General features: G+C 73.4%; 9 protein-coding genes. 5 read left to right on the forward strand and 4 right to left on the reverse strand.

Features of this window, described 5'->3' with window-relative positions:
- Window positions 1-70: 70 nt before the first annotated feature.
- Both ACFV2J_RS22935 and ACFV2J_RS22940 read right to left on the reverse strand, forming a co-directional pair.
- Window positions 71-1,645 (reverse strand): bifunctional phosphatase PAP2/diacylglycerol kinase family protein, encoded by a 1,575-nt coding sequence (locus ACFV2J_RS22935; protein ID WP_385440286.1) that lies wholly within the window; start codon window positions 1,643-1,645, stop codon window positions 71-73.
- A gap of 369 nt (window positions 1,646-2,014) precedes the next feature.
- Window positions 2,015-2,458, reverse strand: coding sequence for a protease inhibitor (locus ACFV2J_RS22940; RefSeq protein WP_385092940.1), 444 nt, complete (start codon window positions 2,456-2,458; stop codon window positions 2,015-2,017).
- Between the two features lie 350 nt (window positions 2,459-2,808).
- Here ACFV2J_RS22940 and ACFV2J_RS22945 point away from each other — a divergent pair, with 350 nt between their 5' ends.
- The 3 genes from ACFV2J_RS22945 (at window position 2,809) to ACFV2J_RS22955 (ending at window position 5,958) form a co-directional block, all read left to right on the forward strand.
- Entirely contained in the window at window positions 2,809-3,372 is a 564-nt protein-coding gene (locus ACFV2J_RS22945) for a hypothetical protein (RefSeq protein WP_385092937.1), read from the forward strand.
- 271 nt (window positions 3,373-3,643) lie between these two features.
- Window positions 3,644-5,239, forward strand: coding sequence for a purine-cytosine permease family protein (locus ACFV2J_RS22950; protein WP_385092935.1), 1,596 nt, complete (start codon window positions 3,644-3,646; stop codon window positions 5,237-5,239).
- The gene (locus ACFV2J_RS22955; RefSeq protein ID WP_385440291.1) at window positions 5,239-5,958 is read left to right on the forward strand and encodes a cyclase family protein; all 720 of its coding nucleotides are present in this window, start codon (window positions 5,239-5,241) and stop codon (window positions 5,956-5,958) included. The genes ACFV2J_RS22950 and ACFV2J_RS22955 overlap by 1 nt, the downstream gene beginning before the upstream one ends.
- A gap of 45 nt (window positions 5,959-6,003) precedes the next feature.
- Here ACFV2J_RS22955 and ACFV2J_RS22960 read toward each other — a convergent pair whose 3' ends face one another.
- Window positions 6,004-7,185 carry a PucR family transcriptional regulator gene (locus ACFV2J_RS22960; protein WP_385440294.1) on the reverse strand — a complete coding sequence of 394 codons (1,182 nt, stop codon included), beginning with the start codon at window positions 7,183-7,185 and terminating at the stop codon, window positions 6,004-6,006.
- A gap of 113 nt (window positions 7,186-7,298) precedes the next feature.
- Here ACFV2J_RS22960 and ACFV2J_RS22965 point away from each other — a divergent pair, with 113 nt between their 5' ends.
- Together ACFV2J_RS22965 and ACFV2J_RS22970 are read left to right on the forward strand one after the other, a co-directional pair.
- Entirely contained in the window at window positions 7,299-8,468 is a 1,170-nt protein-coding gene (locus ACFV2J_RS22965; protein ID WP_385092929.1) for a lactate 2-monooxygenase, read from the forward strand.
- The gene (locus ACFV2J_RS22970; protein WP_385092926.1) at window positions 8,465-9,433 is read left to right on the forward strand and encodes a 2-hydroxyacid dehydrogenase; all 969 of its coding nucleotides are present in this window, start codon (window positions 8,465-8,467) and stop codon (window positions 9,431-9,433) included. Before ACFV2J_RS22965 ends, ACFV2J_RS22970 begins: the two co-directional genes overlap by 4 nt.
- Window positions 9,434-9,763: 330 nt before the next feature.
- On the opposite strand, the gene ACFV2J_RS22975 is transcribed toward ACFV2J_RS22970, so the two are convergent.
- Window positions 9,764-11,692, reverse strand: a complete 1,929-nt coding sequence (locus ACFV2J_RS22975) for a ricin-type beta-trefoil lectin domain protein (protein WP_385440298.1) — start codon at window positions 11,690-11,692, stop codon at window positions 9,764-9,766.
- Window positions 11,693-11,973: the final 281 nt, after the last annotated feature.

Here is an 11,973-nt window from a genome sequence, read left to right on the forward strand (position 1 = left end):
AATTTCTTTTTTGTGCGCCAGTTTTTTTTTTTTTAACCCTAACCAATTTTTTAACCGGGTTTTACCCCCCCTAACCGGGGGGGCGGCTGTGGCGGGGGCGCGGGCCGCCCCTCCTCCCGTCGCGGCGGCCGCCGGCCGCGGCGGCCCGCCCGCCCGGCCCGCCGTTCGCGCTCCGCTCCGCGGCCGGCCGGTACACGACGAGTGCGCGCCGCTCCTTCTCCAGCCTCAACCCCTCGGGCGCGGGCGCGACTTCACCGTCGTACGCGAGCGTCCGCGTGCCGCCCAGCTCCGCCAGCTCGACCCAGGGCACCGCCTCGGCGCGGTACACCCGGGAGCGGCCGAGCGCACCGACGAGGGCGGAGACCACCACCCGGGTGCGGGCGAGGCGGTGAGCGCCGTCGATGAGCCGCAGATCGAGGAGTCCGTCGTCCAAGCGGGGCCGGAAGGCAGGAGCGAAACCCTCAGGTTCGTAGCGCCCGTTGCCCGCGAAGAGCAGCCACAGACGTCGGTCACGGCCGTTGAGGCGCAGTTCGACCGGGGTCGCGGTACGCAGGACCCGCACCAGGGCGACCGCCGCGGCGGGCCCCTTGCCCCAGCGGTCCTCCAGGCGCTCGCGGATCCGGACGAGTTCGGGATACAGGCCGATGCTGAAGGTGTTGAGGAACCGCACCTCGCAACCGGTCCCCGGCCTCGCCACGCCCAGATCCACCCGCACCGCCTCACCACGGCCGACCGCGGCGGCGGTGTCCTCGAAGCCCGGGACGCCCACGTCCTGGGCGAAGTGATTGAACGTGCCGCCGGGGAACACCGCCAGCGCGAGCCCGCGTTCGGCCGCCGCCCGCGCGGCGGCGTTGACGCTGCCGTCTCCCCCGCACACCCCGAGCGCACCGCCCGCCGCCACGGCCCGCGCGACCGCCCGGTCGAGCAGCGCGGCGAAGTCGTCCCCCGGGCCGTGTTCGACCAGTTCGGCCCCGGGCAGCAGCGCGCCCAGCCGTTCGAGGGGCGACGGCGCCCCGGCCTCCTCGGTGCCCGCCCCGGCGTTCACGAGGACGACGAGACCCGCGCCGCCGGGCAGGACCGGGGCGGAGACCGAGGGCCGTTCCCGCCCCGGGAGCGCCGGGCGCGGCGGCCACCAGCGCGCGGTGAGAACGGCCGCCCCGACTCCGATCGCCACTCCGGCCAGCACGTCACCGGGGTAGTGCACGCCCACGTACACCCGTGAGAAGGCGACCGCCGCCGCGAAGGGCGCGACCAGGGCGCCGTGTCCGGCCGACTCCAGGGCGACTCCGGTGGCGAAGGCCGCGGCCGACGCGGAGTGCCCGGAGGGGAAGGAGGTGGTGTGCGGCTGCTGGGCGAGGCGGCGGATCGGCGGTACGAGGTCCAGCAGCGGGCGGGGGCGCCGGGTGCTCCACTTGGCCACGGTGTTGACGGTCAGCGAGGCCAGCGCGAGCGCGCCCAGTCCCCGCAGCGCCGCCCGTCGGCCGGTGCCGTCTCCGACGAGCGCGAGGCCGGCCGCCGCGCCGAGCCACAGCCGGCCGTGATCGGCGGCGTGGCTCAGCCTCCGCAGCGCCGGATCCGCACCCGGCAGCCGCGCCGCCGCCACATGCCGGAACACCCGTCGGTCCACGTCACCCAGAACACTCATGATCCAGGGCTACGGCACCGGGCCGGTCCGCGCATTCCCGCAGACTCGGAACGGTGACCCGACTGCTCCGCGCGGAGCCCGCGGTGGGGGCCGCCGCGGCCCCGGCCGGGCCCGGCGTGGCGGCCGACGGGCCCGGTGGGTGCCGTCCCCGGGGCGGCGCTCCAAGAACTTCCCAGTGGGCCAAACCGCGTGAGGCCCGGGCGGCTTGAGCCACCCGGGCGGGCCCGGAACATGCCGAGGGCCGGCCGGAGGCCCCACTCCGCCCGGCCGACCCTCGGTGCGAGATCACGCTGCGCTCCGCGACGGGGCTCGCACTCCCCAGCTACGCGCCCCGATCGATGCTCACGAAAAGCGCGCGATCCCGGTCTCTCAGAACGTGAAGACGGTCGTCCCGTAGGAGTTCTTCACGCACTCGTTGGCGAAGGTCCGTTCGTACGTGACCCGCTTGCCCTGCCAGACGCCGGCCACCGTGACGACCACGGGATCGAACTGCTTCGTACACAAGGCGCCGTCTCTGACCGACAGGGAGTCGAAGTCGCCGCCGGCACCGCGGAGTTCGGCGCAGGCCTGGACGGCGGCGGGGTGGGTGCCGGAGGCGGTCGGCGCGCAGTTCAGCGTGACCGCGCGTTCCGGAGTGGCGGTGTCGGCGCTCTGTCCGTGCCCCGTGGTGAGCACCAAGGCCGAGGGGGCGTACAGCCCGGAGGGGGCGAGGGCGGGGGCGGCGGGGGTGGCGAGGGCGGACCCTCCGAGGGGCCCGCAGACGGCGGTGGCCGCGAGGGTGAGAGTCGCTGCCCAGCGCGCGGTGTTCGGCATTGTGTGCATCCTTCCGCTCGGTTGAATGCGGCACCGGCTCGGTGTGTGTCGGTGCGGCGAGCGCGAGTCTGCCGAGTCCACACGGGAAACACACATCGACCCCACGCGTTTCGGTAACTTTGAGTATTGAATCACTGGCGCGAAGTAACGAAACTCGAACGTTCGACCCCCACAACGGCGCGGCCGATGATCGCCCGGGGCACCTTCCTGGCCGGATTTCCCCGGCTTCGCAATAGGCCTGAAACATTCCGCTCGGCGCGCCTCCTGGCCCCGCGCCGCCCCCTTCAGCCCACGGCGGACAGCGCCCCGCGCCCCTTGCGCATCCAGCGCGGTCGAGTAATCGTCATTACATGATTACAGCAGAGCACCGAGAGCAGGTGCGCGGCTGGTTCGCCGGCCGCCTTCCCGACGATCTCTTCGAGAGCCTGGCGGAGGTGACCGTCGACCGCGAGGAGATCACCGTCGTCGGCCGCGTCCCGGAGCCCAGGCTCGCCGAGGGCGCCTCGGACGCCGAGCGGGCGGCCGCCGTCCAGGCACGCGTCCAGGAGTTCCGTGAGCGCACCCGCGAGGACCGGGTCGCGGTCGCGCGCGAGGCGGAGCACCGCTTCCGCAGGAAGGTGTCCTGGGGGGTCGAGTGCGGCGGCGAACGCGCGCTGTTCACCCACGTCGCCGCGCCCGTCATGACCCGGCTGCGCCAGCCCGAGCGCCAGGTCCTCGACACCCTCATCGCCGCCGGCGTGGCCCGCAGCCGCAGCGACGCGCTCGCCTGGTGCGTCCGCCTCGTACAGCGCCACACCGACGACTGGCTGACGGAGCTGCGCGACTCGCTCGAACACGTGGAGCGGGTCCGGGCCCAGGGGCCGGACGCCGGGCCGCGTGACACTCCCGCCGCCGAGACCGACGAGGAGGAGTAGCCGGGAGACGACGGACCGGCGGAGTGAACGAGTGGTGAAGTGGCGATGACGGACCGGCCGCCATGGTGGAGGAAACATCCCACGGCGGCCGTGAGGGTGGATGATCCGTCCTCTGGTGCCGCTGATCGGTGCCGCCTTATCGTCGGCGGACCCCACGAGGACGGCCCCCGCTCACTCCGCACACCCCAGCGGCGACAACCGGCCATCCTTCTCCCGGCGCCACAACGCGCTCCACCGCCCGTCCGGGTACAGGCACTTCGCTGGAGCACTCTTGTCCGACAACTCCCCGACCCCCTCTCCGTCCCTCACCGAGGTCGAGACCCACGGCGTCGAGCGGATCCCCGACGCGGACCGCAGCGCGTCCCCGCTCGACCTGTTCCGGGTCGCCTTCGGCGGCGCGAACACCTTCTCCACCTGTGTTCTCGGGGCCTTCCCCATCCTCTTCGGCCTCTCCTTCTGGCAGGGACTCGCGGCCACGCTCCTCGGTGTGGTGGCGGGCGCGCTGATCCTCTGTCCGATGGCGGTGTTCGGCCCGGTCAACGGCACGAACAACGCCGTGTCCTCGTCCGCGCACCTCGGCGTGCACGGGCGGGTGGTCGGCTCCTTCCTCTCCCTGCTCACCGCCGTCGCCTTCTTCTCCATCTCGGTGTGGAGCTCCGGCGACGCCCTGGTCGGCGGCGCCCACCGGCTCTTCGGCCTGGAGCGCGGCAATCTGTCGTACGTCGTCGCGTACGCGCTGTTCGCCGGTCTGGTGCTCGCCGTGTGCGTCTACGGCTTCCGGTTCATGCTCTTCGTCAACAAGATCGCGGTGGCCTCGGCGACCGTGCTCTTCCTGCTCGGCGCGTTCGCCTTCGCCGGTGACTTCGACCCCTCCTACGCGGGTGTCTTCACCGCCTCCGCGGACGCGGCCACCCGGTCGCTGTTCTGGCCGTCCTTCATCGGTTCGGCGCTGATCGTGCTCTCGAACCCGGTGTCCTTCGGCGCGTTCCTCGGCGACTGGTCGCGCTACATCCCGGCCGACGCGCCGCGCCGCAGGGTCGTCGGCGCCGCGTTCCTGTCGCAGATCGCGACCCTGCTGCCGTTCGTCTTCGGACTGGCCACCGCCAGCATCATCGCGACGAAGGCTCCGGAGTACGTCGATCCGGACGCCCCCGACTTCGTGGGCGGACTGCTGGCCGTCTCCCCGAGCTGGTTCTTCCTGCCGGTGTGTCTGCTCGCACTGATCGGCGGCATGTCGACGGGCACGACCTCGCTGTACGGGACCGGGCTCGACTTCTCGTCGGTGTTCCCGCGGCTGTCGCGGGTCCAGGCCACGCTGGTGGTGGGGGTCCTGTCGATCGCCTTCATCTTCGTCGGCCGCTTCGGTCTGAACCTCGTCCAGTCCATCTCCACGTTCGCCACGATGATCATCACCTGCACCACTCCGTGGATGGTCGTGATGATGCTGGGCTTCTACACCCGGCGCGGCTGGTACGACCCCGACGCGTTGCAGGTCTTCAACCGCCGCCGGCGTGGCGGCCGCTACTGGTTCTCGCACGGCTGGAACTGGCGGGGCATGACGGCCTGGTGGGTGGCCGCGGTGGTCGGTGTGCTGTTCACCGACATCCCCGGGCAGTTCGTCGGGCCGCTGGGCGATCTGGCGGGCGGCGTCGACATCAGTCTGCCGCTGTCGCTGGCCGTCGCCGCGGTGCTGTTCCTGACGCTGCTGCGGGTCTTCCCCGAGCCCCGCGCCGTGTACGGGCCGCAGGGCGCGCGGCTCGCCCGTACGGTCGACGTCCCCGTCCCGGCGATCACCGGGCCGGGCACCGATCCGGGCGGCTCCCACACGGACGGCTCGGCTCCGGTCCTCGCCGCCGAGGGCGACTGATGGGCTGGGTCGATCTGTCCGTCCCCGTGGTCACCGGGATGCCCGTCTATCCCGGTGACCCCCGGGTCGAGGTGACCAGGGCGCTGAACGTCGCCGAGCACGGCGTCAACGTCCTCGGGCTGCACATGGGTTCGCAGTCCGGCACGCATGTGGACGCGCCCTACCACGTGGACGAGTCATGGCCCACGCTGGACGATCTGCCGCTGGAACGGTTCGCGGGAGCGGCGGTGGTGGCCGACGTCCGGGGCCTGGCGGCGCGGGAACCGATCACCCCGGACCACCTCGCGCCGGCCCTCGGCCTCCTCGGCCCGCGACCGGACGGGATCCTCCTGCTCGCCACCGGGTGGTCGGCGCACTGGGGCACCGACCACTACGCGGCGCACCCGTGGCTCACCCCGGAGGCCGCCCGGGCTCTGGTCACCGCGGGCGTGCGCACCGTGGCCGTCGACGCGCTGAGCGTGGACCCCACGGGTGGGGCGCAGTTGCCCGCCCACCGGGTGCTCTGCGGCGCGGGAGGGGTCGTCGCCGAGAACCTGACCGGACTCGACCGCCTCGCCGAGGCCCAGGCGGCGGGCCGGTCCGTCGAGGTCTTCCTGTTCCCGCTGCGCCTGGCGGGAGCGGACGGCGCACCGGTCAGGGCCACGGCCCGTGTCGGTGACCCGGCACAGGAGACCCGGCCGCCGGTCGGTCCCTCTCCCGCGCCGGGCGGACGGGGCTGAGCGGACGGGGCTGAGCGGACGGGGCTGAGCGGACGGGCCGGCCGCTCAGGGCCTGATGGTGCGGGCTATGTCCAGGGTGAGCCGTTGCCACGCGTCTCGTGGGTCGCGGTCCGTCAGTTCACTGACGCGGCGCAGTCGGTAGCGCAGCGACTGGGCGTGGAGATGGAGTTCGCGTGCGGCGGCGTTCGCCGAACCCGTGTCGAGGTACGCGGTGAGCGCCGCCAGCAGGTGTCCCTGCCCCGGATCGGTGAGCGGCCCGAGCACCAGACGGGCGATGTGGTCCGGGGGCGCGGCCGGATGCCCGGCGAGCAGCGCGAGGACATGGGCGTCGGCGTCGGTGAGGAGCCGGCCTCCCCGGTAGGCGTGGGCGGGCGCGGTGTCGAGGGCGTCGGCGGCCAGCCGGTGGGCGAGGGCGATCCGGTCCAGGCTCTCCGTCGTGATCGCGCAGCCGCGCAGGTCCAGCGCGTGGAGCGCCGGTCCGGCCGCCGTGGCGGCAGCGGCGGGCAGCAGCAGGACGGCGCGGTGGCCCCGTACGGTCGTCGGGGACGTGACGCCGGGGGTGCCGACGGTGTCCAGCGCGTCCCGCAGGGCCGTCACCACGTCGTGCGTCGGTTCGGGGCGGTCCGGGCCGGCCGGCTCCGCCACCAGCAGGCAGGCGGGGTCGGGGAGTTGGACGCCCAGGCGGGCCGAGCGGTCGGTCAGCGCGCCCACCGAGGCGTGCCGCCCCGCGATCAGGTCGTCGAGGAGCAGCCGCAGCGCCCGGTCCCGGTCCGCCCCGAGGTCCTCGCTGGTGGCGGCGTACGCGGTGGCCATCTCCTCGGAGAGGGTGTCGAGGGCGGTCAGCAGCATCCTGGTGAGCGCCAGGGCGTCCTTCGCGCTCAGCCGTGGCGCGCGGGCGGCGATCTCGTCCGTGAGGACCGTCGCCGCGACCCGGTAGGCGCGCAGCACCGCCTGCACGGGGCGCCCGTCGGCCGCGCGGGCCGCCGCGATGCCCCGGAAGCGCCGCAGGTCCGACGCTCCCAGGCCGGTGTCGGTGGCCCACAGGTGGAGCAGACGCTCCAGGCCCCAGGCCGCGATGGCCCGTACCTCCGGCAGCCGGCTGTCGTCGAGCGCGGCGTAGGCCGGGACCCGTTCGTGCACGGCGGCGACGACCGCCTCCACGACACGCGGATCTGCGACCATCTCCTGCCGGACGCGTTCCCTGACGTCCACGGGCCTCTTTGTCACCAGGTGATGATCCCAGCCGCGCGATGTGCGCACCACGGTGGACGGACCTTGTCACACTCGCCAGGATCGACGGCGTACAGCGCGGTCTCAGGGACGAGAGGCGGGACGTACGGATGGCGAAGCACTGGGCCGACTTCCAGTACGAGATCTATCTGAACGGGATGACGGGAGCCGTACCGCGGCTGCCGACCGATCTGACACGGCTGGAGGAGCTCACCGAGCAACGGCTCGGACCGGGTCCGGTCGGCTATGTGGCGGGCAGCGCGGGCAACGGCAGTACGGCCAGGGCCAACCGGGAGGCGCTCGACCGGCGCCGGATCGTGCCGCGCATGCTGCGTGACGTCCACGAACGCGACCTGTCCGTGGAGGTGTTGGGGCGTGCGCTGCCCGCGCCGCTGGCGCTGGCGCCGGTGGGCGTCCTCTCGATCATGCATCCGGACGCGGAGTCCGCCGCCGCGCGGGCCGCCGCCGCGCAGGGTGTCCCGTACATCCTGTCCTCGGCTTCCAGTACGCCGATGGAGCAGGTCGCCGAGGCGATGGGCGACGCGGAGCGCTGGTTCCAGCTGTACTGGGCGAAGGACCGCGAGGTCACCCGGAGCTTCCTGACCCGGGCGAAGGCCGCTGGGTACACGGCCCTGTTCGTCACGCTGGACACTCCCCTGCTGGCCTGGCGTCCCCGTGACCTCGACCAGGCGTATCTGCCGTTCCTGCACGGCGTCGGCACCGCGAACCACTTCTCCGACCCGGCGTTCCAGGCGGGTCTGGCCAAGCCGGTGCACGAGGACCCGAACGCGGCCGTGATGCACTTCGTGGGGATGTTCGCCGACCCCGGGAAGACCTGGCCGGACCTGGCCTTCCTGCGGGAGAACTGGGACGGGCCGATCGTCCTCAAGGGCATCCTGCACCCGGACGACGCCCGGCGCGCGGCCGACGCGGGGATGGACGGTGTGGTGGTCTCGAACCACGGCGGGCGGCAGGTGGCGGGGTCGGTCGCGGCCGCCGACGCGCTGCCCCGGGTGGTCGAGGCGGCAGGCGACCGGCTGACCGTCCTGTTCGACAGCGGCGTCCGTACCGGCGACGACATCTTCAAGGCGCTCGCCCTCGGCGCACGGGCCGTGCTCGTCGGACGGCCGTACGCCTACGGGCTCGGCCTCGACGGACAGGCGGGCGTCGAACACGTGATCCGCTGTCTGCTCGCGGAGTTCGACCTCACCCTCGCCCTGTCCGGACACTCCCGCCCGACCGGCCTCGGCCCCGACGACCTGATCGAGGAAACACCGTGAAGAACGTACTCGCCGTGGTCTCGGCACACGTGGGCGGTCGCACCGCCGGAGCCGCGCTGGCCGGGGTCTTCCCCGGTGAGGTCCGCGTCACCGTCGTCGAGACGACCGACGAGGACCCCGGCGCGCTGCGCGAGGCCCAGGTCATCATCACCGGCCTCGCCCCGGTGACCGCCGAGCACCTGGCCGCCGCACCGGACCTGGAACTGGTGCAGTGCGCCAGCCACGGCTTCGACTACGTGGACCTGGACGCCGCCCGCGCCAAGGGGGTGCCGGTGTGCAACATCGGCTCCAGCGGCGCCGAGAAGCAGAACGTGGCCGAGCAGACCTTCGCCCTCATGCTCGCCCTCGCCAAGCAGCTGATCCCGGCCCACACCGCGCTCGTCGACGCCGACTGGGCGCTGCCGCGGCTTCAGCGGTCCATCACCGAGCTGTCCGGCAAGACCCTCGGCATCGTCGGGCTCGGTCACATCGGTGAGGAGGTCGCCCGGCGCGCGGTCGCCTTCGACATGTCGATCGTGTACGCCGGTCCCCAGTCCGTCGGCGCGGAGGCGGAGGCGCGGCTCGGCGGCGCCCGCCATGTCGAACTCGACGAGCTGCTGCGGACGTCGGACTACGTCACGCTGCACGCGCCGCTCACCGAGACGACCCGGCACCTGCTCGACGCCGAACGCCTCGCGCTCCTCAAGCCCACCGCCTTCGTCGTCAACACCTCGCGGGGCGCCCTGATCGACCAGGACGCCCTCGCGGACGCTCTCGACGCGGGTGCTCTGGCCGGCGCGGGTCTCGACGTCTTCGATCCCGAACCGCCCACGGCGGCACTGCGGTTGCTCAAGTCCCCGAACGTGGTGCTCTCGCCGCACGTCGCGGGGGTCACGCGGGAGACCCTGGTCCGGATCGCGCTGGCCGCGGTCCAGAACGCCGCGGACTTCGTGGCGGGCAAGCCGCCGCGGGACGTGGTGTCGTAGAGGGCTCCGCCGCCCCCACGACACGGCTCACCCGTCCCGGCGACACGGCCCGGGCCGACGCCGCGAAACGGCACGGGCCGACGCCGCGGAACGGCACAGGCCAACACCCGCCGACGCCGCGGAACGGCACGGTACGTCCTCGCGGCACGGCGCCGGCTCGCCCGGCACCCCGGTCCCTTCCGGCGGGACCGGGGTGGGTCGCGGAGGTCCCGTCCGCCCCGCGACTCCTGCCTCACGAGACCTGGCCCGCCCTCCGGCCGGACGACGACGGGACCTGCGCGGCACGCCCCGGTCCCCCGGCGGCTCGTGCGCGCCGGGGGACCGCGTGCCTCAGAGGACCGGCCCGTCCGCCGCCATGGGCAGTCGCACCGGCGGCGGTGGCACGGCGACGGCGTTCGCGTGATCGTCCGCGCGTACCGGGCGAGGTTCCTCGGGCGCGTCCGGCGCGGTCGCCCCCGGGACGCCGGGTTCGCCCGTCCACCGCTCGGCGGACGGTTGGCCCGGTTGTCCGCCCCGCCGTCCCCTCGTCGTGCCGCCGGCGGACGCCGGCTCGGTGAGGGGTCGCTCCGACGCACCCGCCGTGCCCGCCGTGCCCGCGATCGACAGCGACTGGGGTGCGGCCGACGAAGGGTCCCGGCGCCAGCGCTGCGCGTCGGCACCGCTTCGGTCCTTGACCACGACCACGGCGGACGGGTCCGTGGAGCCGGGTGTGACCGCGAGCCCGCTCCGCGCGCGAGGCAGCAACTCGCCCCGTACGGTGAGGTCGTAGCGGACGTCGTCGCCGTGGGCGTCCCCCGGACCGGCGCAGCGGTTCAGCGCGACGACACCGTCGACCGCCCCGGAGTCCAGGCACATTCCGGGGTCGGCGGCACTGCGCAGCAGCCCGTCGTCCCCGTACGACCACTGCTGGGTCCTGGCGGAGGAGCAGACGGCCAGCTCGGTCTCCGCGCCGGACGTCGCCCTGCCGCCCCGGACGTCGAGGCACAGGCCGGCGGCGAGGTTGCGCAGCCGGGTGCGCTCGGTACCGGTGGGCAGTCCGGCCGAGTTCGGTGGCGAGGAACCCGGGGCGGCCGGAACGGTGTGGCTGCTGCCGACGCCGGTGGAGGCGGCCGGGTCGGCGCCGCCGTCGCCGGAGGGCCGCAGGCTCACCGCGAGGACGCTCACTAGCAGCAGGGCGGAGACGGTGCCCGCCCCCGTGAGCAGGGCCCTGGAGCGCGCCTGCCCGGCCGGGACACGGTGGCCCGGCGCGGGAATCCCCGCCAGCAGCCGATGGCGTCCGCCGCTCCCGGGAGGGCCGTCCGCCGCGCGGCCTCCGTTCCCGCCCGGCCCTCCGCGACCTCCCGAGGCACCCTCGCCCCGGAGGTCGCCGGGAGCGTCCGAACGTCCGCCTCCGGGCGCCGGTCCGTCCAGGGGGCGCACTCCCGGCCGCACGCCCCCCGAACGGGTGTCGAGATAGCGGCGGGCGCCCCAGCCGAGCACCGCTTCGGCCAGCAGAACACCCAACTCGCCTTCACAGTGGTCGAGTTGCTCCTCGGCGTGTCGGCAGTGGGCGCACCCCGCGAGATGGTGCCGGTCTTCCGGCGACAGCGCGCCGCCGAAACGCGTCGGGACATCCAGGAGCCGGTTGTAGCGACCGCATTCCGCGCTCGGCGCGAGTTCCCGATGGGCGCGCACACAACCCTGGCGGAATTGCCCGCGTGCCCGATCCAGAGCGGCCGTCGCGGTTCCGATGTCCATGCCCGACAGACCGGCCGGTACGGATATGGGTTCGGCCTCGACCTCGGTGTGCCACAGCAGACACTGGGCGGAACCCGGGAGCGCGTGGAAGGCACGCTCGGCGAGCCTCCGGTTTTCGGCCGTCATGGATCCCGCCACCCGCATACCGCGGCCACCGGCGGGTTTCCCCACATCCGGCAGAACACCGGATATCCGGTCCTCCGCGGACCATTCCTTGACGGTGTCCCGCACCGTCACCAGGAGCCGGGGCCGCAGGGCCGCTCCGGACTCACCGCGTATCAGGCAGTCGAGCGCGTAGTGGAAGGAGGTCGCGGCGATCATCGAGGCGACGTGCGACGAAGAGGCGAGACAGATGACCGAGTAGTCGTACGTCGCCTGCCAGTGCCGTGCCATCAGCAGGGCGACGGACTGCGTGGCCCCGCCCTCCGGTCGGCCTCTCAGCCGGGCGGCGAGACTCTCGTCGCACGCGCCGAAGGCACCGCCGGGAGGATGGGCGGGACGAGGGGGGTGGGGGGTGAGCACGGAGCGGGTTCCTTCCACGGTGCAAGGTGGCACACGGGCTGTTTCCGGCCGTCGAAAAGCGGCCCCGCCCTGTGCGTGCCCTTTTGGCGATGCGCCGGGAGAACAGCCGGGCGGGAAGGCCGGCGAAGACCTTCGTCCGGAGCCTTTCGAGCTCGCTGACAATCCGAAATGACGAACACGGATTTCACACCCGGCCATTGACCACACGCAGTAAGTTCACCCTCGCACAACACGCTCATGACCAACAAGGCGACCGAGCAACATCCGCACTTTTGAAAGTT

This window comes from Streptomyces sp. NPDC059668 (assembly GCF_042734135.1).
Taxonomy (GTDB): Bacteria; Actinomycetota; Actinomycetes; order Streptomycetales; family Streptomycetaceae; genus Streptomyces.